Consider the following 25,064-nt stretch of genomic DNA (forward strand, 5'->3'; position numbering starts at 1 on the left):
AACATGTCTACCCTGAATCCAAAGTACATTACGTTCGATTGCTATGGCACTTTAGTTTATTTCCAAATGGGACCTACTGCACGTCGTATCTTTGCAGACCGTATCGAAGAGAAAGATATGGATCAGTTCGTAAAAGACTTTGCGGCATATCGCTTAGATGAGGTTCTCGGTGATTGGAAACCTTATGACCAAGTGGTTTGTAATGCTGTTAAACGTACCTGCAAACGCTGGGGGATAGAATATCGTGACAACGAAGGCATGACTTTTTATAACGCGGTACCAACTTGGGGTCCTCATCCTGATGTGCCTGAAGCATTGGCGCGTTTGGCAACGAAATTTAAGTTGGTGGGTTTGACCAATGCTATGGATGAGCAAATTCCTCACAACATTGAGAAATTAGGCGCGCCTTTTCATGCTGTATTCACGGCTGAGCAAGTGCAAGCTTATAAGCCACATCTAAAAGGTTTTGAATACATGCTGGATAAACTGGGCTGTGGTCCAGAAGATATACTGCACGTATCTTCTAGTTTACGTTATGACCTAATGTCCGCTCACGACATGGGGATCGAAAATAAGGTGTTTGTTAACCGTGGTCATGAACCTTCCACTCCTTTCTACGGATATCACGAAGTGAGTGATTTAAGTGGTCTAGCGGATTTGCTGGGCGTTTAATCTGTCACTCCAAAGGTATCGTTAGAAGGAATTATCATGAAGCTAGAATCCTATTGGCTCGACACAATGCCCGGTTTTACAAAAGGTGCTCAAGGCTCCGCATCAGGTCATTACGATGTGGCGATTGTTGGTGGTGGATTCACAGGGTTATCAGCAGCTATTGAACTTGCCAAGCAAGGTCTGTCGGTGGTTTTGTTTGAAGCTGATCGTATGATCGGTGAGGCATCAGGTCGTAACGGTGGGCAGTGTAATGCAGGTTTAGCTCATGATTATGCATCACTTGCGCAGCGTATAGGAACGGATAAAGCGCGTGCGTTTTATCACTCTTATATGGCTGCGGTAGATACTGTGGCGCAGTTTGTCACTGAAGAAGGCATTGACTGTGATTTCACCCGTAATGGTCGCCTCAAATTAGCGGCTAAGCCTGCGCATTACGATAAGTTATCCCGTGCTCATGAGATATTGGTCAACGAGGTTGACCCTAACGTGGTCATGCTTAACGCGGATCAAGTACGTGACGAGCTAGGGTCCGGCCAATTTTATGGCGGTATATTGCAAACTACCAGTGCTCAAATGCACATGGGGAAATTTGGGTTAGGTTTGGCAGAAGCAGCGGTAAAGTATGGCGCGACGCTTTATGAATCGGCTGCAGTGACTGGGATTGATCGACTTGCTGGTGACCGTTATCAAGTTACCTGCAGCCGTGGAACAGTTGTTGCTGATAAAGTTTTTTTGGCGACTGGCAGTTCGGCAAAAGGACCTTTTAGTTATTTTCGTCGACGTTTGGTCTCGGTAGGTAGTTTTATCGTTGTTACTGAACCGTTGTCGCCTGACTTATTGTCACGTCTTTTGATCGAAAGACGCAGTTATGTGACCTCCAAAAATATCGGTAATTACTTTCGAGTGACACCGGATAATCGTTTGTTATTTGGTGGTCGTGCGCGCTTTGCGATGTCGAATTCTCGTTCAGATGAAAAGAGTGGCCATATTTTACGAGCGTCAATGGCAGAGGTGTTCCCAGAACTTAGCCGGGTTCGTATTGATTATTGTTGGGGAGGGATGGTTGATATGACAGCAGATCGCCTTCCTAGAGCGGGTCAGAACGATGGCATGTATTACTCTCTCGGTTACAGCGGACACGGTGTTCAAATGTCAACGCACATGGGCAAGGTAATGGCTCAGGTTATGATGGGTAACGAGATGGCAAACCCATGGCGAGAGCTTGATTGGCCGCCTGTCCCTGGTCACTTCGGTAAGCCTTGGTTCCTACCTTTTGTAGGTGCTTATTACCGTTTTCAAGACTTTATTCACTAACAACAGGAACAGACTTAGAGCTGTAAGGCCGACTTGTATCTTTTAGTCTGAAGCGGCTTTTAAAGGTAGTTACTCGGCCTTTATACAAAACAATAAATAAATTTATAAAAGCGACACACAAAAGACAAAACTCATAAAAGGAACCATAAAATGAAAGATGACAAAACACGTTCGTTGGAGGATCAAAAGAGTTCAAATTTAATTACGCAGGGCGTTTCCCGACGTCAAGTTCTACGTGGCATGATGACGAGTGGAATGGTTGCGGCTGGCTCCGGTGTTTTGGTGCCAGGGTCTTCTTTAGCATTGGCTGAAGAAGCGCAAGGAATACGCGGCGGTAAGTTGAAAGTGGCCAGTCAATCAGGCTCCACGGCCGATACTCTCGATCCTGCAAAAGGATCAGGTTCAACTGACTATACTCGCCAATATATGTTTTATAACGGTCTAACTGTGTTAGATGAAAGCCTAGCTCCACAAATGGTGTTGGCCGAATCTTTTGATACTCAAGATGCTCAAAATTGGGTTATTAAACTGCGTAAAGGTATCAATTTTCATGATGGAAAACCGTTTACTTCGGCCGATGTTGTGTACAGCTTAAATCGCCATAAAGACCCTAAAACCAGTTCAAAGGTTGAAACTGTTGCCAAGCAAATGGTTGACATTAAGGCTGTGGGCGTGGACGAAGTTCACATTAAATTAGAGACAAAAAATGCCGATTTACCTGCGATTCTAGCGGTGTCTCATTTCCTTATTGTGCGTGATGGAACCACAGATTTTAATAAAGCAAATGGCACAGGACCGTTTATTTGCAAAGAGTTTCAGCCAGGCATCCGTTCTATTGGTACACGCAATCCAGACTATTGGAAAAAAGGACTGCCTTATTTAGATGAAGTCGAACTTTTCTCTATTCCAGATGAGCCAGCTCGTGTCAATGCGCTGTTGTCAGGTGATGTTCATCTCATTAATTCGGTGAATCCACGTTCTATTAGTACGTTAATGGCTAGTCCGTTAGCACGAGTTATACAATCTGATTCTGGTGGCTATACCAATTTGGTGATGCGAGATCAGCTTGGTCCAGTGCAAAACCCTGATTTTGTTATGGGAATGAAATCAATTTTAAATCGTCAGCAAATTTTAAATATTGCCTGCCGTGGCTTTGGCACAATTGCTAATGACCAACCAATACCGAAAGGTCACCGCTATTATGCGAGTGGATTAGCACAGCGCGAATACGACCCAGAAAAAGCCAAATATCATTTCAAAAAAGCGGGAGTATTAGGGAAAAGTTTCCCTATGGTAGCTTCATCTGCGGCTGATAATTCGGTTGAAATGGCTCAATTAGTTCAATTATCAGCTCAGCAAGCGGGACTGAAATTGGATATTAAACGAGTGCCGGCTGATGGTTATTGGTCTAACCATTGGATGAAAGACTCGTTAGGGTTTGCAAATATTAACCCGCGTCCAACGGCCGATTTGATCTTTAGTTTGTTTTATCAATCTACCGCAAACTGGAATGAGTCTGGTTGGAAAAATGAACAATTCGATCAGTTATTAATTGCTGCTCGGGGCGAAATGAATGAAAGCAAGCGTAAGCAGATGTATGGCGACATGCAGGTTCTAGTTCATGATCATTGTGGTATTGGTATTCCTACATTCAGTAGTATCAACGATGCTTGTAATAGCAAATTAGGTGGTTATAAACCTCATCCTCTTGGTGGTTTTATGGGTTACATGTTTGCAGAAAAAGTTTGGCTTGAAGCGTAAGCCACATTTCCTTGTTAATAATGTCAGCGTTGTGGATGTTTTGTGTTCCACAGCGCTTTATCCCCAATAGGTGAACCATGAATCAAACTATTTCACGGCTTATTATTAATCGAATAGGGTTGGGTGTATTGACCCTATGGATTGTTTCTTTGGTGATTTTTATCATCACTAATTTACTACCAGGTGATGCCGCTCAAGCATTACTAGGTCAGTCTGCTACCCCCGAAAATTTAGCCGCGCTTAGGTCTCAGTTAGGGTTAGATCTACCCATTTATACCCGTTATATCCATTGGCTTGGCGGCTTACTGGTAGGGGATGCTGGCAATTCCATGGTAAACGGTATGTCGATCATGCAGTTAATATGGAGTCGCTTGCCTAATACGTTAAGTTTGGCAGCGTTTGCGACTATTGTGTCTGTGCCTGTCGCTTTGTCCATTGGTATTTTTTCTGCGATGTACCGCGGTTCTAAGTTTGACCGTTATAGCAATATGTTGGCTGTGTTTGCTGTCTCTGTTCCTGAATTTTTAATCGCGACCATTGCAGTATTAATTTTTGCCGTAAAGCTTGGTTGGTTGTCGGCGCTATCGCATATTGAAAGCGCCAATACTTTCGGTGAGACGCTTAAAGTGTACGCTATGCCGGTCTTAACTCTGTGTAGTGTGCTTGTGGCGCAAATGGCTCGAATGACGCGAGCAGCTGTCATCGATCAATTGAGCTCCCCTTATGTAGAGATGGCATTGTTAAAAGGTGCTAGTCCTATTCGTATTATACTCATTCACGTATTGCCTAACGCACTTGGCCCGATCGCCAATGCAATTGCATTGAGTCTATCGTATTTGCTGGGAGGCGTGATCATAGTTGAGTCAATTTTTAATTACCCTGGTATCGCAACATTAATGCTCAATGCTGTAAGTACAAGGGATATGCCCTTAGTTCAAGGTTGTGCCATGTTGTTTTGTTTTGGTTATCTCATTTTAGTTTTAATGGCTGACATATGTGAGATTGTATCTAATCCGAGGTTACGAAAATGAGTATGAAAACGTCTTCTGTCGCACCGACCGTCTCTGGTCATAATGCCTCTTTTTTCTCTCGCTTACATATTCGCTCTGTTGGTGGTGTGGTAGGTGGTGCCTTAATTGCTTTTTGGTTGGTTATGGCTGTATTAGGTCCAATGGTGGCGCCTTATGGTGCCAATGACTTTGTGAGCTACGACGTTTTTGGTCCTGTGAGTGCTGAATACTGGATGGGAACAGATTACCTAGGGCGAGATATTTTTAGCCGAGTTTTAAATGGCACGCCTTATACCATTGGTGTTGCTTTGGCCGCCACCGTTGCGGCTTGTACTGCTGGTGTTGTTTCGGGGCTTGTTGCTGCGGCCGCATCAGGTTGGACAGATGCGGCGATTAGCCGAGCTCAAGACGCCTTGATTTCTATTCCCAGCAAAATGTTCGCTTTGATTATGGTGGCATCGTTTGGTTCTTCTGTGCCATTACTAATTATCATGGCTGCCATTGCTTACATGCCGGGGAGCTTTCGTATTGCGCGTTCTTTAGCGGTCAATGTAATGACGTTGGATTATGTGCAAGTGGCGCGCCTTCGAGGTGAGTCTATGCCCTATATCATTTTCAAAGAAGTTCTACCTAATATGTTTCGACCAGTATTAACCGATTTTGGTCTGCGCTTCGTATTTATTGTGCTGCTATTGAGCTCCATGAGCTTTTTAGGACTAGGGGTTCAGCCACCCGATGCAGATTGGGGGTCTTTAGTTCGTGAGAATATTTCAGGTTTGGGGGCGGGGGCACCGGCCGTGATTGCACCCGCTATTGCCATTGCATCTTTGACAATCGGCGTGAATTTACTGATCGACAGTATTGGCAGTAAGTCGGCACAGCATTAAGGAGAACAAAGATGACAGAACTTGTAAAAGTGAGTGGCTTGCGTGTTGCCGTACGCTCGGGTGGAGTGGAAATTCCTATCGTACACGATGCTGATTTCAGTTTGCAAAAAGGTGAAGTGCTGGCCTTAATTGGTGAGTCTGGCTCTGGTAAAACGACTATTGCCTTATCTTTAATGGGTTATGCTCGCAGTGGTTGTCATATCGTGGGTGGTTCTGTGCAAGTTGCTGGGGTAGACGTACTGAAATTGTCTGCAGCGCAATTGACGAAAGTCCGAGGTCGCACTGTGTCATATATCGCACAAAGTGCGGCGGCCGCGTTTAATCCGTCGAAAACCATTATGGATCAGGTCATTGAAAGTGCCATGATTCACAAAACCTGCAGCCGTAAAGAAGCACAAGAAAAAGCGATTGGCTTGTTCGGCGAGCTGGCTTTGCCTAACCCTGAAAGCATTGGGGAGCGATATCCTCATCAGGTATCAGGTGGACAGCTGCAACGTTTGATGGCAGCTATGGCGCTAATCACTGACCCAGCCTTGGTTATATTAGATGAGCCAACGACAGCACTCGATGTGACAACGCAAATCGAAGTATTGAGAGCCTTTAAAAAAGTCGTACGCGAGCGAAATACGACAGCGGTTTATGTCTCCCATGATTTGGCCGTTGTCGCGCAAATGGCCGATCGTATAGTGGTGCTCAAAAACGGTGAAATTCAAGAAAATAATGTAACGAAAGATATTTTAGAAGCTCCTCAACATGAGTATACGCAGAGTCTATTGTCGGCTATGAAGCCCGATACTCGTCAAGATACAGTCGAGCAAAAAACAATGGATCTCGATACGGACACTCCATTATTAGAAGTGCGTGATTTAGAGGTATGTTTTGGTGGTAAGAAAGTACTCCAGGATATTGATTTGAAAATCCGTCGTGGGGCAACGGTGGGTGTCATTGGGGAATCGGGTTCAGGTAAGACCACGTTAGCAAGAACCATTGTTGGCTTAGTTCAATCAAGTGCCGGAAATGTCTATCTTGATGGTCTGCCTCTAGATGCGTCCACTTCAAACCGTACACGCGAGCAACTAAGGCGCGTTCAATATGTTTTTCAAAATGCTGATACCGCATTGAATCCACTGCATACCGTCGAAGAAATTCTTGCCCGGCCACTACGCTTTTATCATGGAATGAAAGGGAAGAAGCAACATAATCGCGTCTCGGAATTGCTCAGTTTGGTGCATTTGCCGGCAAGTATTGCTAAGCGCCGTCCGACGGAATTATCAGGAGGGCAAAAGCAGAGAATTAATTTAGCCAGAGCGCTAGCTGCCGAGCCTGATATTATTTTGTGCGATGAAGTGACTTCAGCATTAGACACGGTGGTTGGTGCAGCCATTCTCGAATTAATGGCAGATCTACGGAAGAAGCTTAATGTTTCCTATCTTTTTATTAGCCATGATATCAGTATGGTTCAAGCCATCTGTGACGAAGTCGTTGTTCTTTACTCTGGCTTCAAAGTCGAGCAGGGGGCAGGGGAATCTTTTCAGCGACCACCGTATCACCCTTATACAAAATTATTGATCGATTCTGTTCCAGAGATGCAGCAAGGCTGGCTTGAATCGACGAAAGCCAATCATGAACTATTACCTGAGATTAGTGCCGCTAAATCGGAAGTTGAACTTTGTCCTTTTTTAGATCGATGTTCAGTCCGTGAAGAGGGTAAGTGCAATCGTATTATTCCTTCTCGTATTAAACTTAAAAAAGGTAATCAAATACTTTGTCATCATGCGTTTGTTGAGGATGAGTTGAGCGATCATTATCAAAAGAACCAGCCTATCGATGTTATGGCAGAAAGCTTTTAAAGCAATACAGGTTAAAGATGGGTCTTTTACATTGAAGATCAGTGGGGTGCGAAGGATGGAAAATCAAGGAGGTATATTAGCTAGTGAGCAAGGGCTAAGAATCGAGGCTGCTCCTTTATTTGTGAGTCATTCCGCACCTCCAGATCCCATTGCTGTAGCGAAAGCTTATATTGAACAACATTATAAGGAGTCTATAAATCTTGATTGCCTGGCTGCTTTAGCGGGACTAACTCGGTTTAGTTTCGCTAAGCAGTTTCGCCAGTTTGTTGGTGTTTCTCCCTATCAGTATGTTTGTCGAGTACGTATTCGCCATGCTTTGTATTTAATTGAACAAGGAGAGCGGCCTACAGATATTGCTGGAGCGGTAGGTTTTTTTGATCAGAGTCACTTAGCAAAGCACTTTAAGCGACTATGTGGCATTACGCCTAGTCAATACAGAGGACGTTTTTGTTAAGCTTAGATGATTATCTTTAAGCCTTATTTTGGCTTTTTGCTTTGTATGTTTTTGCTGTTATTTATCCTCATGTAAAAGGCCCCATGACAACTAAATGTCATGGGGCCTTTTACATTTGATATTCAGTGTAGTGCTTCGTGATGCTCAAAATTCAGACACTTTACCCCATGCACTTTTGTGTAATCGAGCAAGTTGATATTGTTTGTGTTCTACAAAGGTTTCTTTGCCAGCAATCATTTCGGCAATAAGTTTGCCAGCACCAGGCCCAATGCCAAAACCATGACCGGAAAAGCCAGCGGCGATCATAAATCCAGATAAGTTTGTTGCATGGTCGATGACAGGTACGCCATCTGGTGTGCTATCAATGTAGCCTCCCCAAGCGGCTTGGACTGGTATATGCCCTAGTTCTGGGAGCATGCGACGTGCATTAGACAGCGTTTTATCAATGAGTTTTTGTGACGGCTTTGGGTCTAGTATGCGGTTGCGTTCCATCGGCGTAGGCTTATCTAGTGCCCATTTAGTTCTTGTTTCATGGCCCGCTAGCCAAGCCTGTAACCCGCCGGGTGATAGTACTTTCCAACGTTTAGCAAACATAGGTAAAAAATCTGTCGCAAAACGCAATTGTTGGGGAGTGATATCTACATTGGCTGTACCTGAGATAGCAAGCGTATAGCCACCATCTCCACGCTTCGTTACCGATATATCAGAAGTATGCATCGCATCTGGAATGTTTATGGCTCCAGGCATGACAGAAAGAATAGATGAGCGAACAGCGGATTGTGGGAATCGAATGTCTAATTGTTTACAGAAAGACGATGCCCATGCGCCACCTGCCATAACGACTTGCGATGTTTTAATAACGCCTTTCTCTGTGATAACACCAGACACTTTTCCAGCATGGGTTTCAATACCACGCGCCGCGCAGAACTGGTGGATACTTCCACCATGTTTTAATACACCTTTAGCAATGAGAGGGGCTGCTTTAGAGGGATCTGCAATACCATCGGAAGGGGAGAATACGCCACCAAGCCATGGCTTGTTCGTTGCTTTTCCACGTTCGGCGGCTTCACTTGCACTCAGCATGTGTGTGATGACATCTTCACCTTTAGCAAAATCACGCCATTTGGCCCAACCATCTAGTTCGGCTTGATTATCAGATAAATAGAGAAGCCCACAGCGACGGAACCCTAGGTCTTCATTGATATCTGCAGTGATTTCCTCCCAAAGGTCGAGGCTTTTCGTGGCAAGTGGCAATTCACGGGCATCACGGTTTTGTTGACGGCACCAGCCCCAATTTCGGCTTGATTGCTCGGCGCCAACTCGGCCTTTTTCAATCAGTGCTACTTTCATTCCTTGGCGCGCTATAAAATACGCTGCGCACACACCGACTATTCCACCGCCGATAACAACGGCATCGGCGTTTTCAGGTAGCTCTGGTGTCGATGAAATACTCATTAATGGAGCTGGCATTTTGTTCTCCTAACCCGTTATCACTTTGTTTTTCAGTGTCTAAATTGTGGTGTTTTCGGACTGCTGCTGGTCGATTATTACAAACTTTGTAGCTCGCCAAGTCGCACTACTGTGACCCCTGGACGCAGTTGACGAACAGATGGCATCACTAAAACGCAATTTGCATAAGGCGTTGTGACCTGTTTGCCATCACGCCACGCGATGGCACTGCCAGCATCAGAAAAGGTTTCAAGGCCGGTGTAATTATCGACAAAATGAAAGTCCATACTGGTCGCGACAACCGGCTCAGTGACTTTAACAATATTCATTTTAGGCTCAAGTGCTTGGAACCAATGACAAGGCAGGTCCTCGTTTTGGATAATACCGTGTAGCGCCAAGAAACGTGCTGTAACATCACGAGCAACGGTAACAGCGGAAGCTTCCCAGTGTTGGCCACACTCTACTAGCAGGGCATTTTTGGGACTTTTTGGATCACCAAATTCTGCATAGTCACGCATACGGCAGCCTTCAGGATGACCTTCATCGCGAATAACCCAAGCAGGTGATTGTTGTTTACGAGCAAGGTCTAAGCCTTTTTCTAGTGGTCCGCATACGCACAGTGGTGGGCACTTTTCATGCATTGAATGCAAATCCAATAGAAAGTCGACCTCGTCGATGATTGGCTGTAATTGACGAGCGCGTTGCAATTCTGAAGACTCTTTACTTAGATCGCCAAGGATTTCACTTGTCCAAACGCGGTTAAGGTCTTGATCCACAAATCGTGATGCGTCAGGAGAAGTAGGGTCGAACCTTAAATAGGCAGCTACATTGGCGAAAGCCAAAGTTAGGCGACCGTTGCGTGGTTTAATACCAAGATCGATGAGCTCTTTTACAACAATGGCACCACACACTTCATTACCATGAGTAATGGCGTTAATCATCACATGAGGTCCTGGGGCGCCGCTATCAAAATGATATAGATAAGGGATGTCGCCATTGCCTTTTTCGTAAGGAGTAATGTCTGGGAAATCTATCTCGATTGGGTAATCGGGTAGAGATACATTATTCGGTGTCGAATCTTTTTCCATCATGGTCATGCTCTCCAGTATTAAGCCAAGTTGCCTTGGCAAAGGTATTTCGTATCCATGTAATCCTCTAAGCCGTAGCGAGATCCTTCGCGTCCATAACCCGATTCTTTTACACCACCAAAAGGCGCAGTCTCTGAGGCAATCGCCCCTTCATTGATGCCGACAATACCGGTTTGCATTTTGCTCGATATGCGCCAAACGCGTTTGATGTCATTTGAATAAAAATACCCTGCTAAGCCAAATGGTGTGTTATTGGCTGCATCAATGACATCTTGCTCATTAGAGAAACGAAAGAGTGGCGCCACAGGCCCAAAGGTTTCTTCGTGCGCTAGTTTCATTTGATTATTGGCGTTAGTAATCACCGTGGGAGCAAAGTAATTCGGGCCGCAGGCAATCGTATTTTTAATGCGCGCACCGCCTGTTAGCAGAGTCGCTCCATGTTCAAGGGCATCTTGAACATGGCTTTCAATTTTATCAATGGCCTTACTGTTAATCATTGGGCCGATTTGACTGTCATCTTGATTCCATGGACCTACTTTTAAGGCTGATACACGTGCTGTTAATTTGTCTGCAAACACGTCATAAACACTATCATGGACATAAATTCGATTTGGGGAAACGCAAGTTTGTCCGCCGTTACGAAATTTAGCGGCTATTAATCCTTCTACAGCAGCGTCTAAATCCGCATCTTCAAAGACAATAAAAGGCGCATTTCCACCCAGCTCTAAAGAAAGGTGCTTGAGTGTCGCTGCGGCTTCCCTAGCCAGAGTTTTACCAACAGCCGTCGATCCTGTGAAAGTAATTTTCCGGACTCGAGAGTCGGTTAACCAAGCACCTACTACATCAGGTACTCGGTCGCGAGATGAGGTGATGACATTCAGAACACCAGGGGGTAAGCCGGCTTCTTCTGCTAAAACGGCGAGCGCAAGCGCAGTTAGCGGTGTGTCTTCTGCTGGCTTTGCAACCACAGTACAGCCAGCAGCCAGTGCAGGAGCAATTTTACGAGCAATCATGGCAAGTGGAAAATTCCATGGTGTTATGGCGGCAACGACACCGACAGGCTCTTTAACCACCATAAGTTTTTTGCCATGAACCGCCTCGGGGATGATATCGCCGTAGGTACGAAGGGCTTCTGCAGCAAACCAATCGACATAAGAGGCGCCATAAGCTACCTCGCCACGGGCTTCAGCAAGCGGTTTGCCTTGTTCAAAAGACATGATACGAGCTAAGTCTTCAGTATTCTCAACAATCAATTTATGCCAGCGAATTAGGAACTGGGAGCGGACTTTCGCTGGCTGAGTGCGCCAACCTTCAAACGCATCATAAGCTGCGTCCGTAGCGCGTTTGGCATCATCGACAGTGCTGTTTGCTGCTTGAGCGAATACAGAATCGGTTGCTGGGTTGCTAACAGGATATTGTTCGTTCTGTTTGCTTGTTTGCCATTGTCCGTTAATGAAATTACCAGAACGAATTAGATCAGATCGAGTCAGTGTTAAAGTCATGAAATCGCAGCCCTTCAAATAAAATGATTATTTAGATGGTTACTATTTTAGCGAGAAAGAGACGCGATAACGTGCGTTATGTCGATACCAAATCGCAGGATTACATGTTTTTAGAGGGGGGATTCAGAAGCTTATGCTGTTACCTGTTTTGGACAGGCTTTTCTGTTGCTATTCATCAGCAGAAAATAATTTATCAATAGGGTAAAACTTCTTAACGATGGGAGACTTTATAACGATGTAACTGAAATATTTATCAATAAAAATATTCTGGTCTAAAAGGGCTTCCATCACTTCTTGATAATGGACGACATTGCGAGTTAGAAAAGTTAATTGGTAGTCAAATCCTCCACTAACGAGGTGGCATTCTTGCACTTCGTCAACCTTACGAATATAGGCTTCAAACTGTGCAAAATGATCAGGTCTATGATCTTTTAGTGTGATTTGTGTGAAAACACGCTGAATAGTTCCGAGTTTTTCTAACTGGATGTGAGCGCCATAATCTATGATGAATCCCGATTTTTCGAGGCGTTTAACCCGAGTTAGGCAAGGGCTAGGGGAGAGGCCAACAGCGTCAGCTAAGTTAACATTGGAAATACGACCGTTGCGCTGTAGATGGCTTAAGATACGAATGTCAAGTCGATCCAGTTTCGGCGCACCGTTCATAAAATCTCCTGTAATTCTAAGCAGTTATGTTCCCTTGATACTAACAGCAAACATTGCGATACGTCACCTATTGATGAGTCGCAATGTTCGCTTACCAGAAAAAAGCTTAATTTAGGTTGGGTTTACTTAGTCAAAGCAAGGCGCACTTCAGGTTGTTCCAAGACTTCATCAAGGGTGCTCTTCAAACGCTCAAACAAAAGGTTAAAGTCTTCTTTTGTATAGCATAGGGCGGGAGCAAAGCCAAGAATGTTGTCGCCAAAGGCTCGGAAGATTAAGCCGTGTTTATAGGCACATTCAGAAATACGTTCAGGCAATTTCAATTCAGCATTAAAACGTGTTTTGTGCTCTTTATCTGCAACCAATTCGAGTGCACCCAGTAAACCTCGGCTACGAGCTTCACCCACGAGAGGGTGGCTTGTTAGAGCCGCTAGACCTTGTTCAAAATAGGGTGCAAGTGTTTGACCATTTTTAAGCAAACCGCCGTCTTCGTATAAACGAATGACTTCCAGCGCAATGGCGGCACTGACGGGATGAGCTGAATAGGTGTAGCCATGACCTACTGGCGCGTCCGGACCGCAACCATCGGCAATGCCTTGATAAATAGTATCATTCATCATGACGGCTCCCATTGGCGCATAACCAGCAGTGAGACCTTTTGCCATCGTCATTAAGTCAGGCGTGACGTCTTCTGCTAGGCTGGCAAACATAGGGCCTGTTCTGCCAAATCCAGTGATGACCTCATCGACAACGAATAAGACTCCCAGCTCATTGCAGCAGTTTTGCATGGCTTTTAACCAGCCTTTAGGAGGTACAATGACGCCGCCTGAACCAATGACGGGTTCGCAGAAAAAAGCGGCCACATTATCCACTCCAAGCGAGTTAACTTTCTCTGTTAGAGCGGCAACGGAATTGCTAATAATATCTTCATCAGAAAGCTTTTCTTCGCTTCTATACGCGTAAGGACAGGGGATTCTGTGCTGATTCGGCTGAGGTAAGTCAAAGTGACGATGAAAAGCCGGTAATGCGGTTAATCCAGCCCCTTGAGATGACGAGCCATGGTAGCCACGTTCAATACTGATAAAGTGTTTTTTATCGTGTTTTCCAATGGAGTTGAAATAATTAACAATAAAGCGAATCGCGGAATCGACAGCATCGGAACCGCCTAATGTAAAAAACACGTGTTGTAACGAGCTGGGTGTGATTTCGACCAGTTTTGCCGCCAATTTTATAGCGGGCTCAGAACCAAAATGAAAATAGCCTGTAGCATAAGGTAGCAAACGCATTTGTGCTTCGGCTGCTTGTACAATGCTGTCTTGACCGTAACCTACGTTGACGCACCAAAGCCCCGAAAAAGCATCTAAAAGTACTTTTCCCGACATGTCGGTTAAATAAGCCCCTTTGCCTGATTTCAATATCGTGGCACCGCGTTGTTCGTGAACACGATAGTTTGTAACTGGATGTAGAAGATGTTGTTTATCTAGAGATACTAAAGAATCGTCATGCATGATAGCTCCGCCATTTATCGTTAAAAAAGTAACTCTTATGGTAGTCTCAAAAAGGCGGTGTATTCTGTTGAGTCGAATAGTCGCAACAAGGCAGATGTAATGTATTCGAAGCAGATTCGGAATATTATTTGGTTTGTTGTTTTTGAACGTTTTATCGAACAACATCCCTTTTAAAGAGACTGTTTGAAGGATATCTTGTTGGAGTTATCGCTATTAAGTCAAAAATGACAGTTTTTAATATGTACATTACAAAGAGAGAGATTCATGACGGCCGCTATTTTATTTGTCACCAATTCCCCTGCGTATTCCAACAAATTAATTAATCTTTGCCGCGAGCTTTACCCTGACATAGAGGCGTTTTTGCCCGGTGATATTGGTGCAGAAAAAGCTCGGTTAGCAGCGTGTTGGGCACCGCAGCAGGATTTACTGACACAGTATCCAAATATTGAGTTAATTCATTCAGTAGCGGCCGGTGTTGATCATCTTGGTACGGACTTACTTTCTGCCGAAGTGCCAATTTGTCGAGTGGTAGATGATGGTCAGAAAGTGGGGATGTTTGAATATATTCTGTGGGGCATATTAAACGTACAGCGTAACTTCGACAAAGCAGCTGTTGAGCAAGATTCGCAAAACTGGCAAAGGTACCCAATTCGTAAAAGAGAAGAAATGCGAGTTGGTATTTTAGGGTTAGGTGAATTAGGTGGGTATGTCGCCACTCAATTGGCCGCATTTGGGTATTGTGTATCAGGCTGGTCGCGAACGGAAAAAACGTTAGTGGATGTGCAATGTTTTCATGGCTCTGAAGGGGTGAAGGAGCTAGTCAGTCAGTCAGATATTCTGGTGAACATGTTGCCGTTAAATGCTCATACTAATGAGATCCTGAATGCGGATCTGATGAATCAATTACCTCAAGGCGCCTATTTAATGAATTGTGGGCGAGGTGGTCATTTAGTTGCAGATGACTTGATCCAAGCACTTAATAGTGGTCATTTACGGGGGGCTTTATTGGATGTTTTTAATGTTGAACCGCTTCCTGCCGATGACCCTTTATGGACAACCAAAGGGGTATTTATTACGCCACATGTGGCTTCTGATGCATCAAAGCCTGAAATTATTCATCAATTAGCGAGTAACGCTAGAAAGCTCGCGGCGGGTCAAGTTCTTAATAATCAGATTGATCCAGCGCTAGGGTATTGATGATTAGAAACAATTTAAAACAAGATAAGGTAGCGTATGTTACAGACATCAAGTACTCAATTCCTTCTAACCGCAACTGAAATGGGAGAGGCCGATAAAGCGGCGGTTCAGGCTGGTGTTCCTGCTATGGAACTGATGGCGGAGGCAGGAAAGGCGGTTGCTGATGCTGTGCTCTATCGCTGGTCTAGGTGTTCTGTCTTGGTGCTTTGTGGGCCGGGTAATAATGGCGGTGATGGTTTTGTTGTCGCTCAACTTTTGCGGTCTGTTGGCTGGCCAGTGCGTCTGGCGTTTATAGGTTCTGTTGAAAAATTATCGCCAGAAGCTGCGCATTTTTACTATGCTTGGCAAGGCGAGGTTGAAGCGTATTCTGTTGATTTATTAGAGCAAACTGATTTGGTTATCGACGCTATGTTTGGTGCGGGTTTGACACGTTTTTTAGAAGGCAAAGCCCGTGATATGGTCGATGGCATCATCGAGCGTAAAATTCCTGTGTGTGCGATTGATGTTCCTAGTGGTGTGGATGGCACAACCGGCGCGGCGCTTGGCAAGGTTGCTTCTGCTGAATTAACGGTGACTTTTTTTCGTAAAAAACCGGGCCATTTATTGTTTCCAGGTCGTGGTTTGTGCGGCAAGCTTGTTGTTGCTGATATTGGAATTCCTGTTTCTGTGTTGGACGAATTGAATATGCAAACTTGGGAAAATAGCCCTGAGCTTTGGTGTCGAGAATACCCTTGGCCTCGCTTAGATGGACACAAATTTCATCGTGGACACGCTGTTGTGTTTGGCGGTGAAAATATGACAGGAGCGAGTCGTCTAACGGCTCGTGCTGCTATGAGAATGGGTGCGGGTCTAGTTACGCTGGCCGTGCCAATTAAAGTGTGGGCAATATATGCCACAGCGATGACCAGCGTGATGGTGACTAAGTTAGAGCAGAGTCAAGAAGCGGAAGACTTTGAAGAGTTATTACTCGATCCGCGTCACAATGCCATTGTTGTTGGGCCCGGTGCTGGCTTGGCTGGGTTTGAAAGAATACGTACACGCAAAATTGTTCTGGCAGCGCTGGCGACTAATCGTCTTACCGTGTTGGATGCTGATGCCCTCAGTGCATTTGCAGATGATCCAAAAACGCTTTTTGATGCGATTAATGGGCCTTGTGTAATGACGCCCCATGAAGGAGAGTTCGCGCGTCTGTTTCCTACTCTTAATGAAAGCGCTGATATTAATAAAAGCCCTGATATTAATGAACAATGCGTGGCTGACAAATTAACGCGAACTCGACTTGCCGCCAAATTAAGTGGTGCAGTGGTGGTATTGAAAGGAGCAGACACCGTCATTGCATCGCCTGATGGCCGAGCGATTATCAACTCAAACGCGCCTGCGTATCTTGCAACCGGTGGCTCTGGGGATGTGTTGGCGGGCTTTATTGTCGGATTACTTGCTCAAGGCATGTTGCCATTTGACGCCGCTGCGGCTGCTGTTTGGTTACATAGTGAAGTGGGCAATGAAGTTGGTGCTGGATTGATTGCAGAAGACTTACCGGATCACCTTCCTAAAGTGCTGGCGGCTTTTAAGGGGCAACACTTCAGCGATTAAACATAATTTTTTAGATAAAACAAAAAAGGCCTTGTTCTGCTCTCGTTATTTAAACGTTTGCGGGACAAGGCCTTTTTTAATCTAGCGTTCTAAATTGGTAGCTGAATTAGCTTACCATTTTGTGAGGGTCGATAACGAATTTCTTCGCTGCGCCGCCATCGAAATCAGCATAACCTTGTGGTGCTTGGTCAAGTGAAATCATTTGTACGTTAACCGCTTTAGCAATGTCGATCTTATCAAACAAGATAGCTTGCATTAGTTGGCGATGGTACTTCATAACAGGGCACTGGCCAGTATGGAACGAGTGAGACTTAGCCCAACCTAGACCGAAGCGCATGCTTAGGCTGCCTAGTTTTGCCGCTTCGTCAGTGGCACCTGGATCTTCTGTTACATACAAACCAGGAATACCAATCTGTCCACCAGCACGTGTCATTTGCATTGCAGAGTTCAAAACGACTGCAGGAGATTCTTGTTTGTGGTTACAACCACAAGCGTGTGCTTCAAAGCCTACACAATCCACAAATGCATCGACTTCACGATCACCAAGAATTGCTTCGATTTTGTCTTGGATATCGCCTTCTTCAGTAAGGTCGATTGTTTCACAGCCGAAAGAACGTGCTTGGTTAAGACGATCTTCCACCATGTCACCGACGATGACACAAGCTGCACCAAGTAAGTGAGCGGATGCCGCAGCGGCTAGACCAACAGGGCCTGCGCCAGCAATATAAACAGTAGAGCCTGGGCCTACACCAGCTGTAATACAGCCATGGTAACCAGTAGGAAGGATGTCAGATAGTAAGGTTAGGCCTTGGATCTTTTCCAATGCCTGGTCTCTATCAGGGAATTTTAGCAGGTTAAAGTCTGCGTATGGCACCATAACGTAGTCAGCTTGTCCGCCAACCCAGCCGCCCATATCTACGTAACCGTATGCTGCACCTGGGCGAGCTGGGTTTACGTTCAAACAAATGCCTGTTTTACCTTCTTTACAGTTGCGGCAACGACCACAAGCAATGTTGAAAGGAACAGAAACTAAGTCGCCGACTTTGATGAATTCAACATCGCGACCACATTCGATAACTTCACCGGTGATTTCATGGCCAAGAACTAGGCCTTTCTCTGCAGTTGTTCGACCTCGAACCATGTGTTGGTCACTACCACAAATGTTAGTGGTAACCACTTTTAGAATAACGCCATGATCACATCGGCGCTTGCCAATAGAAAGTTCAGGGAAGGGGATTGCTTCTACTTCGACAGTGCCGTTACCTTGATAAATAACACCGCGGTTTGCATGATTACTCATATCGACATCCTTTTTTTCTGTTGTTTTTGTTGTGCGCACGACTGGCTATTCTGTCACCAGTGAAAATAAAGAGTAGCCCTTAGAGCGACATAAAAACATGCTGAAAACGACGTAAACGCACACTTCCTTATTTTGTTCCCGATATGAACAAGATCTCGTGCATAAGTATCAATTAACACATCAAGCATCCTTGCAGCTGCCATAGAAAGTGGGGGATGTTTAAAAATCATTCATTATCCATGTTGATCGCGGCTTGTTTTAATGTGTTTCTAAGCCAAATCAAGCCTTCATCGTTGTTACGATATTGATGCCATTGCATGCACTGTTGCATTGGAGGAACAGCAAAGGGCAGAGGTAGAATTTTCAGTGGCCATACTTTAGCCATTTTTTTGGCCAGTCTTGCATGTATGGTGGCAATATTTTCTGATCCAATTACCAAGGCTGGTAGAGATGCAAAACTGAATGTTGTCGCGATCAGACGTCGTTTTATGCCATATTTTTGCGCGAAAATCGTCTCAAAGAAATCTTTTTTAATGCCTGCAGGGCGCATCAAAACATGACCCGCTTCTGCGTACTTTTCTATGCTTAATTCACCTTGTGCAATCTGGCTATGAGCCCAAACGACACAGACAAACTCCTCCTCATAAAGGACTTCACTCGGATGTTCTGTAGACATGAAATCAGACGGGATAATAAGTAAGTCGGCTTTGCCTTGTTCGAGTTGAGCGTGTGGGTTATCGACTTGTGCTAAAAACTGAAAGCGTGCGCTGCTTTTTTCTTTACCGACAATTTCTAAGGCATGAGGGACAAGTACGGTTTGAGTGTAGTCCGAGCAAAAGAAACTAAAAATACGGTCTGTAGCTTGGGCATTGAAGCTGGGCTGAACCAAGATTGTGCTTTCAATGTTATTTAAAGCATTACGAACTTGAACCTTTAAATTTTCTCCCAACGGCGTAATGACCATTTTACGTCCAATCTGGGTTAACAAATCATCCTGAAAATATTCTCGTAAACGTGACAAGGAATTACTAAGAGCTGATGGGCTCATATTGAGCTTTTCCGCTCCTCTAGTAATGCTTTGCTCTATCAACAATGTATCCAGCGCAACTAATAAATTTAAATCCAGTTTCTTAAAACGCATGAGTTACCCCTTTAAATTATTTTTATTGTTTTAGACCCTCATATTAGCCGCTTTGTTAGCCTGAGTGATGCGCACAATTTTGTGAACAGGTCTTAATTGATTGTTCGATGATATCGAATGGTTGATTTAGTTTAAAGGGTTTTTCTGAAAGGTTGCACTCATTTACATTGTTTCTGTTCTCAGGATAAAAATAAACTAAATGAGGAAAAATCAATGTCTGCACTTCATTCCATCCAGTATCAAAATGTCGATGCTTTTCAATCTATCGGCATGAATCTCCCAATACGATTCAAAGTGTTTCGGTTTCACATGGCTGCTTCTCTTGACGCTTTATCCCCCGAAATTTGTGATTGCCTGATTTAGTTAAACAGCCCTTCGTTAATTTTTTTGCAGCAGAGCGTTGATGACGACCTCGTGAATTTTTGTCCTTAGATATCTGTTTTTACAAAGATTATTTAAACAATAAACCTTAGCCGGCTGGCTTATATAGAACAATTTGGAGAACTTATGTTTCGTTATTTCCCTACCAATTATCCATGGGATCTTTCTATCAATCTTGCGCTAGAAATGGGCGCACGGATTGGTGAAATTGAAGAAATGTGTGCACCACTGCAAGAAGCAGCAAAAGCGAAAGATGCGGCTGGCTCTAAAGCTTTCCGTGAAAGCTGGGAGCGCATGGCGGACAAATTGTGTGAGCTAGCAAAAGAAGATGAGGCACGTGGCCGCCTGATCTCTGCCGGCGACAAATACGGTCGCGCAGCAACCTATTACTCAACAGCAGAACGTCTTCAGGGTCACGGTTCAGAAGGACGTATGGCGTTATATCAACGTTTTTTAGAGGTGTTTAACCTTGGGCTGAAATTGGCTAATGAAAATTGTGAACGCGTTGAGATTCCATATGAAGGCAAGCACCTTTCTGCTTTATATGTACGAGCTGAAGGTGTGCAAGGTAAAGCGCCAGTGCTTGTACAAGTGAATGGCTTGGACTCCACAAAAGAAATGAAATACCGCGTTGGATTGCCCCGCTGGTTAGCGCAACGTGGTGTGTCGTCTTTGATCGTTGATCAACCAGGTACAGGTGAGGCGATTCGTCTACAAGGTTTTACGGCTCGTTATGACAGCGAACATTGGGCTAGCCGAGTTGTAGATTGGTTAGAAAATCGCGAAGAAATTGATGCAAAACGAATTGGTATGGAAGGTGTGTCACTAGGTGGCTATTACTGTCCTCGTGCGGTTGCATTCGAGCCAAGGTTTGCTTGTGGTGTGGTCTGGGGGGCGAACCATGACTGGCGAGATGTACAAAAACGTCGTTTAGAAAAAGAAGGCAGTTTTCCTGTCCCTCATTATTGGGAGCACGTTCGCTGGGTTTGGGGTGCCAAAGACATGGATGAGTTTATGGAGATCGCTGAGAAGGTTCATTTAGATGGTGTACTGGATCGTATCAAGGTGCCATTCCTTGTCACTCACGGTGAAAAAGACTCACAAATTCCATTGAAATGGGCGCACCGTACGTATGAGCAATTGGTCAACAGTCCGAATCGCGAATTGAAAATTTTTACTGAACGTGAAGGTGGTGTTCAGCATTCGAGTTTTGATAATTCTGCCAATGCGGGGGCGTATATCGCCGACTGGGTTGCAGAAACACTTCATGGTCATACGGCCTAAGCCTTTTTAGGGAGAATAATAATGAAAATAATAGGTTTAGAAACCATTGTTTTTGGCGTTGAAGACATTGCTGCTTGTTCAACATTTTTAACGGATTACGGCTTGTTCCCAGAGGACGTAACGGAAACAGGTGGACGTTTTGAAGCGTTGGATGGCACTGCGGTTGTTTTGGCGCATGCGTCAGATGACAGCCTTCCAGCCAGTATCGGTAATGGTTGTATGATGCGTAAAACGGTTATGGGGGTTGCCGATGCCGAGACTATTCAAGCGATTACTGAAGAATTAAGCAAAGACCGTGAGGTCAAAACCTTAGCAGATGGTTCAATCGAATCTACGGATGACTCTGGTTTTGTTATTGGTTTCCAAGTAACAAAACGCAAGACGATCAATCTTGCAGGAGAGATTTCTAACGTTCCAGGGTCGCCTTTCCAGCGACCAGTTAATCACAGAGCAGTAGATGTTGACGCTGAGAAGATTCGCCCACGTACCTTGTCTCATATTGTGTATTTTGTGCCGGACCCTGTGAAGGCTGAGGCGTTTTATGTGGAGCGTTTGGGCTTTCGCTGTACCGATCGATTTGAAGGCGTGGGTCCATTTCTACAACCAGCAGGAACACTTGATCACCACACTCATTTCCTTATTGGTGCGCCACCATTTATGCAAGGTGTTGAGCATTTCACTTTCCATTTTGGTGGACCAACAGAAGTGATGCAAAACGGTTCTCGCTTTATTGAAAAAGGCTATCAAGCCTTTTGGGGGCCTGGTCGTCATATCTTAGGATCAAATTGGTTTTGGTATTTTAATAGTCCTTTTGCTTGCCATATCGAAATGGATGCAGACATGGATTTGCATGATAAAAATTGGGAGCCTCGCGTTTCTCCAATGGGAGCAGATGCATCACAGGCTTTCTTACTGCGATACAGAAATAAATGGTCTCCGGGCAAAGATACGACTGAAAACGGTGATTATGAATAGAATCTTTGCTGTCTAAAATCATGGCAGCCAAGTGTTCTTGAATGCTAAAAAAAAGCGCATTTTGGGGTGTTTGCAGAAGATAACTAGCACCCTAAAGTGTTGCTAACAAAGCGGTTTAAGCCGCTCCCACGATATAAAAATAAGCAAAGTGGATGGTGCAAAAATATGTTGAAAATTTATTTAGTAAAAGGGATTTGCATCCTAGCGAATCGACGAGAACTAGCATCTTTCGTTGGAGGTGTAAAATGAGCCAACGTTTTGGTGTTAAAGGTAATATTGCATTAATGGTTTCCCATTGTGCTGGGATGTTGGATCTTGTCGCATTGCCTTTATGGATTGGTATTTTGGTAGCGACGTATCATTTTGATACTCAGCAAGCTGGCGGTCTAGTGACCTTGTTCTTGTGTGGTGCTGTGTGTGCCAGTGTTTTAATTGCCCCTCGCTTTAAAAAGGTCAATCGTCGGTTAGTGGCAAGCGTTGGCTTTTTGATCTCAGGCTTATGCTTCTTTGCGGCGTCTCAAACTTCAGAATATTTTCAATTGGCGCTATTGCATCTTGTTGCCGGTTTAAGTGCGAGTGCCGCGCTGAGCATGGCTCATGGAACTTTCGCTCGTGGTGAAAACCCTCATCGTTTGTTTGCGATTGCTGGTTTTACCTTAGGCATATTAGGTTTTGTGTTTATGGGTGCCACACCAAACATAACCAAAGCGGCGGGTGGTGAAGCCTTGTTTCTTATTTTTGGCGGCATTATGACCATCGCAGCTGTGGTGTGTGCGTTGGCCTTTCCCTCCGTCGTATTGGATAAGGATGAAGGCGTAAAAGCCAAAGAAGTCATTCCGTCCAGTGTTTGGTTCGGGATCGTAGGCATCAGTTTAATGGCAGTCACTCAAGCCATGGCCTTCAGCTTTATGGAGCGTGTTGGTAACGAGCGCGGTTTTGATCCCGATTCTATTACCTTGGTTTTGGTCGCTCTTGCTTTGATTAATATTGTTGCAGCGGCGCTGGCGGGTATTTTTCAAAAACGTTTTTCCACTAAGTTTGTCTTGTTTGCTGGTCCTGTTCTACAAATTGTCTTATCAAATATCATGATGAACAGCAGTGGCTTCATCTTGTATGCGGTATCAGCGTCCTGCTTTGTTTCCTTGATGATTTTTACTCATACCTTTGTGTTTGGCTTATTGGCTCGCTTAGATACCTCTGGCCGAGCCATGGCAGCAACGCCTGCGATGTTGATGATTGGTGCAGCGATCGGTCCTGTCCTTGGTGGGACGATAGTGAAATTTTTTGGCTACCACGGCATTGGTATTGCGGCGTTAGTCTTCGGCTTGATTTCCCTATTTTGTTTTATCAATGTTTTCCGAACTCGTGCTTTGATTGCTAAGGCTGAATCTGTGTCATGAGTAGGCTAATCGATTCTATTGATTTAAAGATGGATAACACAATATGGCCGAACTAAATAAAAAGCTGAATGAAAATATGTACCTTTGCCACATTGATGATATCGAAGAGGGGGCGTCGAAAGGTTTTTTAAGCGATGAATCGGGAAGTGATTTGTTCTTTATTGTTAAACAAGAAGGGCAATTGTTTGGTTGGCGTAATGCTTGTCCTCATGTTGATGGTGCGGCAATGGCGTGGCGAAAAAACGCTTACATGAATTCTCAGCACACCTTTATTAGTTGCCATGCGCATGGGGCGTTATTTGAGCCAAATACAGGCTTATGTGTCCAAGGTCCTTGTCTTGGCAAGAGCTTAAAACCGGTTCCTGTTTATGTAAATCAAGCGGGAAAAGTCTCTATTTTATTAACGGATATCCGCTAATTATTAGTAATAAAAAAATAAGAAGGAGTAGTTTTATGGCTGCTGTAAATAAAGTGTTGGTTGTCGGCGGTGGTTTCTCTGGTATGGCGGCCGCCATTAAAATGCGCCGCAATGGTATTGAGGTGGATTTGGTAGAGATTGACCCTGAATGGTGTGAACTAGGTGCCGGTATCACCATTAATGGTGCGTCTATGCGCGCATTAGAGAGCCTTGGTTTGTACGAACAAGTGGTTGAACAAGGCTGTGTGACCGATGGTGTCGCCATTCATTTGGCTCATGGTCCTCTAGTTATGGAATTACCCACGCCAAGCCCTGTGGGTTCAAAGGTTGGCGGCAGTGGCGGTATTTTTCGTCCGACATTGGCAAGAATCATGTCGAATGCAACGATTGATTCTGGAGTGAACGTTCGTTTGGGTTGTACTTATACGGAAATTAAGCAATCAGAAACCTGCGCAAGTGTGGCTTTCACCGACGGCACGACGAAAGACTACGATTTGGTAGTGGGTGCTGACGGCGTTCATTCTACATTGCGTAAAGAGTTTTTTCCTGAAGTTCCTGAACCAGAATACATTGGCCAAGGTGTTTGGCGTGCCATTATGCCTCGTCCAGCGGAGATTAATCGTGTAACTATGTGGATGGGCAGTCATCTGAAATTGGGAGTCAATCCTGTCTCAGAAACCCATATGTACATGTTTATTACTGAAGATCGTCCAACCAAAGAGCACATTGATAAAGCCACTTGGCCTAAAGTATTTGCAGGCTTGATGGAAAACTTCCCTAATCCAATTGTAAAAGCCTTGATTCCTCATGCTTTAAAAGAAGAAGCGAATATCGATTATCGTCCGCTTGCTAATTTGTTGGTGAAAACTCCTTGGAATAAAGGTCGTTTAGTGATGATAGGTGATACGGTTGCCGCAACCACACCACATCTTGCATCTGGTGCAGGTATTGGTATTGAGAGCGGTATTGTATTGGCTGACGAGTTAGCCGCGAACAACTCTGTTGAAGAAGCATTAGAACATTTTCATGAGCGTCGCTGGGATCGTTGTCGAATGGTTGTTGAAAATTCAGCTCGCTTATGTGATATCGAAATCAATGGTGGTGACAAAGCTGAACATTCTAAAATTATGGGGCAATCATTGATGGCATTGAGCCAACCTATTTAAGTCATTTTAGTTAATTCCCCCCTTTGAGCAGCGTGAGGGTGATTTCTGAGCGCT

At 44.6% G+C, this 25,064-nt stretch carries 22 protein-coding genes; 15 read left to right on the forward strand and 7 right to left on the reverse strand.

Annotated features, from left to right (window positions below):
• Nucleotides 1-3: 3 nt before the first annotated feature.
• The 7 genes from AC2A4J_RS09105 (at nt 4) to AC2A4J_RS09135 (ending at nt 7,948) form a co-directional block, all read left to right on the forward strand.
• A complete protein-coding gene (locus tag AC2A4J_RS09105; protein WP_484175754.1) occupies nt 4-672 on the forward strand; it encodes a haloacid dehalogenase type II in 669 nt (222 codons plus the stop codon).
• Nucleotides 673-708: 36 nt separating this feature from the next.
• Nucleotides 709-1,986 carry an NAD(P)/FAD-dependent oxidoreductase gene (locus AC2A4J_RS09110; RefSeq protein ID WP_484175755.1) on the forward strand — a complete coding sequence of 426 codons (1,278 nt, stop codon included), beginning with the start codon at nt 709-711 and terminating at the stop codon, nt 1,984-1,986.
• A gap of 150 nt (nt 1,987-2,136) precedes the next feature.
• Nucleotides 2,137-3,747, forward strand: coding sequence for an ABC transporter substrate-binding protein (locus AC2A4J_RS09115; RefSeq protein ID WP_484175756.1), 1,611 nt, complete (start codon nt 2,137-2,139; stop codon nt 3,745-3,747).
• Nucleotides 3,748-3,824: 77 nt separating this feature from the next.
• Nucleotides 3,825-4,778 carry an ABC transporter permease gene (locus AC2A4J_RS09120; RefSeq protein WP_484175757.1) on the forward strand — a complete coding sequence of 318 codons (954 nt, stop codon included), beginning with the start codon at nt 3,825-3,827 and terminating at the stop codon, nt 4,776-4,778.
• Nucleotides 4,775-5,644, forward strand: coding sequence for an ABC transporter permease (locus AC2A4J_RS09125; RefSeq protein ID WP_484175758.1), 870 nt, complete (start codon nt 4,775-4,777; stop codon nt 5,642-5,644). Before AC2A4J_RS09120 ends, AC2A4J_RS09125 begins: the two co-directional genes overlap by 4 nt.
• Nucleotides 5,645-5,655: 11 nt before the next feature.
• Nucleotides 5,656-7,494: an ABC transporter ATP-binding protein gene (locus AC2A4J_RS09130; RefSeq protein WP_484175759.1), complete on the forward strand. Its 1,839-nt coding sequence runs from the start codon at nt 5,656-5,658 to the stop codon at nt 7,492-7,494.
• Between the two features lie 55 nt (nt 7,495-7,549).
• On the forward strand, nt 7,550-7,948 hold the full coding sequence (locus tag AC2A4J_RS09135; protein ID WP_484175760.1) for a helix-turn-helix domain-containing protein: 399 nt from the start codon (nt 7,550-7,552) through the stop codon (nt 7,946-7,948).
• Between the two features lie 144 nt (nt 7,949-8,092).
• On the opposite strand, the gene AC2A4J_RS09140 is transcribed toward AC2A4J_RS09135, so the two are convergent.
• The 5 genes from AC2A4J_RS09140 to AC2A4J_RS09160 form a co-directional block, all read right to left on the reverse strand.
• Nucleotides 8,093-9,418 carry an NAD(P)/FAD-dependent oxidoreductase gene (locus AC2A4J_RS09140; protein ID WP_484175761.1) on the reverse strand — a complete coding sequence of 442 codons (1,326 nt, stop codon included), beginning with the start codon at nt 9,416-9,418 and terminating at the stop codon, nt 8,093-8,095.
• Nucleotides 9,419-9,495: 77 nt separating this feature from the next.
• The gene (locus tag AC2A4J_RS09145; RefSeq protein WP_484175762.1) at nt 9,496-10,488 is read right to left on the reverse strand and encodes a M14 family metallopeptidase; all 993 of its coding nucleotides are present in this window, start codon (nt 10,486-10,488) and stop codon (nt 9,496-9,498) included.
• Nucleotides 10,489-10,505: 17 nt separating this feature from the next.
• Nucleotides 10,506-11,987 (reverse strand): NAD-dependent succinate-semialdehyde dehydrogenase, encoded by a 1,482-nt coding sequence (locus tag AC2A4J_RS09150; protein WP_484175763.1) that lies wholly within the window; start codon nt 11,985-11,987, stop codon nt 10,506-10,508.
• Between the two features lie 168 nt (nt 11,988-12,155).
• On the reverse strand, nt 12,156-12,650 hold the full coding sequence (locus tag AC2A4J_RS09155; protein ID WP_484175764.1) for an Lrp/AsnC family transcriptional regulator: 495 nt from the start codon (nt 12,648-12,650) through the stop codon (nt 12,156-12,158).
• A 122-nt stretch (nt 12,651-12,772) separates the two neighbouring features.
• Complete coding sequence (locus AC2A4J_RS09160) at nt 12,773-14,155, reverse strand: aminotransferase class III-fold pyridoxal phosphate-dependent enzyme (protein ID WP_484175765.1); 1,383 nt, start codon at nt 14,153-14,155, stop codon at nt 12,773-12,775.
• Between the two features lie 264 nt (nt 14,156-14,419).
• Between AC2A4J_RS09160 and AC2A4J_RS09165 the strand changes: the two genes are divergently transcribed.
• Nucleotides 14,420-15,352, forward strand: coding sequence for a 2-hydroxyacid dehydrogenase (locus tag AC2A4J_RS09165; protein ID WP_484175766.1), 933 nt, complete (start codon nt 14,420-14,422; stop codon nt 15,350-15,352).
• Between the two features lie 36 nt (nt 15,353-15,388).
• Nucleotides 15,389-16,945, forward strand: a complete 1,557-nt coding sequence (locus AC2A4J_RS09170) for an NAD(P)H-hydrate dehydratase (protein ID WP_484175767.1) — start codon at nt 15,389-15,391, stop codon at nt 16,943-16,945.
• Nucleotides 16,946-17,051: 106 nt separating this feature from the next.
• Here the strand turns inward: AC2A4J_RS09170 and fdhA are convergent, their stop codons facing one another.
• Nucleotides 17,052-18,245 (reverse strand): formaldehyde dehydrogenase, glutathione-independent, encoded by a 1,194-nt coding sequence (gene fdhA / locus AC2A4J_RS09175; RefSeq protein WP_484175768.1) that lies wholly within the window; start codon nt 18,243-18,245, stop codon nt 17,052-17,054.
• Between the two features lie 226 nt (nt 18,246-18,471).
• On the reverse strand, nt 18,472-19,386 hold the full coding sequence (locus AC2A4J_RS09180) for a LysR family transcriptional regulator (RefSeq protein ID WP_110571614.1): 915 nt from the start codon (nt 19,384-19,386) through the stop codon (nt 18,472-18,474).
• A 213-nt stretch (nt 19,387-19,599) separates the two neighbouring features.
• On the opposite strand from AC2A4J_RS09180, the gene AC2A4J_RS09185 reads away from it, so the two are divergent.
• The 6 genes from AC2A4J_RS09185 (at nt 19,600) to AC2A4J_RS09210 (ending at nt 25,010) form a co-directional block, all read left to right on the forward strand.
• On the forward strand, nt 19,600-19,749 hold the full coding sequence (locus AC2A4J_RS09185) for a hypothetical protein (RefSeq protein ID WP_484175769.1): 150 nt from the start codon (nt 19,600-19,602) through the stop codon (nt 19,747-19,749).
• Between the two features lie 144 nt (nt 19,750-19,893).
• Nucleotides 19,894-21,051, forward strand: coding sequence for an alpha/beta hydrolase family protein (locus AC2A4J_RS09190; protein ID WP_484175770.1), 1,158 nt, complete (start codon nt 19,894-19,896; stop codon nt 21,049-21,051).
• Nucleotides 21,052-21,072: 21 nt separating this feature from the next.
• Nucleotides 21,073-22,026, forward strand: a complete 954-nt coding sequence (locus AC2A4J_RS09195; RefSeq protein ID WP_484175771.1) for a VOC family protein — start codon at nt 21,073-21,075, stop codon at nt 22,024-22,026.
• A 245-nt stretch (nt 22,027-22,271) separates the two neighbouring features.
• A complete protein-coding gene (locus tag AC2A4J_RS09200) occupies nt 22,272-23,426 on the forward strand; it encodes an MFS transporter (RefSeq protein WP_484175772.1) in 1,155 nt (384 codons plus the stop codon).
• 43 nt (nt 23,427-23,469) lie between these two features.
• A complete protein-coding gene (locus AC2A4J_RS09205) occupies nt 23,470-23,844 on the forward strand; it encodes a Rieske (2Fe-2S) protein (protein WP_484175773.1) in 375 nt (124 codons plus the stop codon).
• A gap of 35 nt (nt 23,845-23,879) precedes the next feature.
• Nucleotides 23,880-25,010 (forward strand): FAD-dependent oxidoreductase, encoded by a 1,131-nt coding sequence (locus AC2A4J_RS09210; RefSeq protein WP_484175774.1) that lies wholly within the window; start codon nt 23,880-23,882, stop codon nt 25,008-25,010.
• Nucleotides 25,011-25,064: the final 54 nt, after the last annotated feature.

The sequence above is a fragment of the Marinomonas sp. ATLA20 genome (genome assembly GCF_057180105.1).

What these genes read in the sequence shown, in the direction of transcription:
- AC2A4J_RS09105 (WP_484175754.1), top strand. Translation starts at nt 4, where the DNA reads ATGTCTACCCTGAATCCAAAGTACATTACGTTCGATTGCTATGGCACT.
- AC2A4J_RS09110 (WP_484175755.1), top strand. Translation starts at nt 709, where the DNA reads ATGAAGCTAGAATCCTATTGGCTCGACACAATGCCCGGTTTTACAAAA.
- AC2A4J_RS09115 (WP_484175756.1), top strand. Translation starts at nt 2,137, where the DNA reads ATGAAAGATGACAAAACACGTTCGTTGGAGGATCAAAAGAGTTCAAAT.
- AC2A4J_RS09120 (WP_484175757.1), top strand. Translation starts at nt 3,825, where the DNA reads ATGAATCAAACTATTTCACGGCTTATTATTAATCGAATAGGGTTGGGT.
- AC2A4J_RS09125 (WP_484175758.1), top strand. Translation starts at nt 4,775, where the DNA reads ATGAGTATGAAAACGTCTTCTGTCGCACCGACCGTCTCTGGTCATAAT.
- AC2A4J_RS09130 (WP_484175759.1), top strand. Translation starts at nt 5,656, where the DNA reads ATGACAGAACTTGTAAAAGTGAGTGGCTTGCGTGTTGCCGTACGCTCG.
- AC2A4J_RS09135 (WP_484175760.1), top strand. Translation starts at nt 7,550, where the DNA reads ATGGAAAATCAAGGAGGTATATTAGCTAGTGAGCAAGGGCTAAGAATC.
- AC2A4J_RS09140 (WP_484175761.1), bottom strand. Translation starts at nt 9,418, where the DNA reads ATGCCAGCTCCATTAATGAGTATTTCATCGACACCAGAGCTACCTGAA.
- AC2A4J_RS09145 (WP_484175762.1), bottom strand. Translation starts at nt 10,488, where the DNA reads ATGATGGAAAAAGATTCGACACCGAATAATGTATCTCTACCCGATTAC.
- AC2A4J_RS09150 (WP_484175763.1), bottom strand. Translation starts at nt 11,987, where the DNA reads ATGACTTTAACACTGACTCGATCTGATCTAATTCGTTCTGGTAATTTC.
- AC2A4J_RS09155 (WP_484175764.1), bottom strand. Translation starts at nt 12,650, where the DNA reads ATGAACGGTGCGCCGAAACTGGATCGACTTGACATTCGTATCTTAAGC.
- AC2A4J_RS09160 (WP_484175765.1), bottom strand. Translation starts at nt 14,155, where the DNA reads ATGCATGACGATTCTTTAGTATCTCTAGATAAACAACATCTTCTACAT.
- AC2A4J_RS09165 (WP_484175766.1), top strand. Translation starts at nt 14,420, where the DNA reads ATGACGGCCGCTATTTTATTTGTCACCAATTCCCCTGCGTATTCCAAC.
- AC2A4J_RS09170 (WP_484175767.1), top strand. Translation starts at nt 15,389, where the DNA reads ATGTTACAGACATCAAGTACTCAATTCCTTCTAACCGCAACTGAAATG.
- fdhA (WP_484175768.1), bottom strand. Translation starts at nt 18,245, where the DNA reads ATGAGTAATCATGCAAACCGCGGTGTTATTTATCAAGGTAACGGCACT.
- AC2A4J_RS09180 (WP_110571614.1), bottom strand. Translation starts at nt 19,386, where the DNA reads ATGCGTTTTAAGAAACTGGATTTAAATTTATTAGTTGCGCTGGATACA.
- AC2A4J_RS09185 (WP_484175769.1), top strand. Translation starts at nt 19,600, where the DNA reads ATGTCTGCACTTCATTCCATCCAGTATCAAAATGTCGATGCTTTTCAA.
- AC2A4J_RS09190 (WP_484175770.1), top strand. Translation starts at nt 19,894, where the DNA reads ATGTTTCGTTATTTCCCTACCAATTATCCATGGGATCTTTCTATCAAT.
- AC2A4J_RS09195 (WP_484175771.1), top strand. Translation starts at nt 21,073, where the DNA reads ATGAAAATAATAGGTTTAGAAACCATTGTTTTTGGCGTTGAAGACATT.
- AC2A4J_RS09200 (WP_484175772.1), top strand. Translation starts at nt 22,272, where the DNA reads ATGAGCCAACGTTTTGGTGTTAAAGGTAATATTGCATTAATGGTTTCC.
- AC2A4J_RS09205 (WP_484175773.1), top strand. Translation starts at nt 23,470, where the DNA reads ATGGCCGAACTAAATAAAAAGCTGAATGAAAATATGTACCTTTGCCAC.
- AC2A4J_RS09210 (WP_484175774.1), top strand. Translation starts at nt 23,880, where the DNA reads ATGGCTGCTGTAAATAAAGTGTTGGTTGTCGGCGGTGGTTTCTCTGGT.